Origin of the sequence: Streptomyces sp. NRRL S-31 (genome assembly GCF_000718775.1) — a bacterium.
Classification (GTDB): Bacteria; Actinomycetota; Actinomycetes; order Streptomycetales; family Streptomycetaceae; genus Streptomyces.
This window is the reverse complement of record NZ_JOCB01000277.1, coordinates 1-319: the sequence shown is the minus strand read 5'-3', so window position 1 is coordinate 319 and position 319 is coordinate 1. Positions and strand designations below refer to the sequence as shown.

1 pseudogene is annotated in these 319 nt (G+C 70.8%); it reads left to right on the top strand.

Going from position 1 to position 319, the window contains the following annotated elements:
- Positions 1–319, top strand: a pseudogene (locus IF37_RS40455) (transketolase); the annotation flags it as partial.

The following is a 319-nucleotide window of genomic DNA, read 5'->3' as shown; positions in this document are numbered from 1 at the left end:
ACAGAAGGTCGGCAACGGCCATCCCGGTACGGCGATGAGCCTGGCCCCCGCCGCCTACACCCTCTTCCAGAAGGTGATGCGGCACGACCCCGCCGACCCGGAGTGGGTCGGCCGCGACCGCTTCGTGCTGTCCGCCGGCCACTCGTCCCTGACCCTCTACACCCAGCTCTACCTGGCCGGGTTCGGCCTGGAGCTGGACGACCTGAAGTCGTTCAGGACCTGGGGCTCGAAGACCCCCGGCCACCCGGAGTACGGGCACACCAAGGGCGTCGAGACCACCACCGGCCCGCTGGGCCAGGGTGTCGCCAACGCGGTGGGC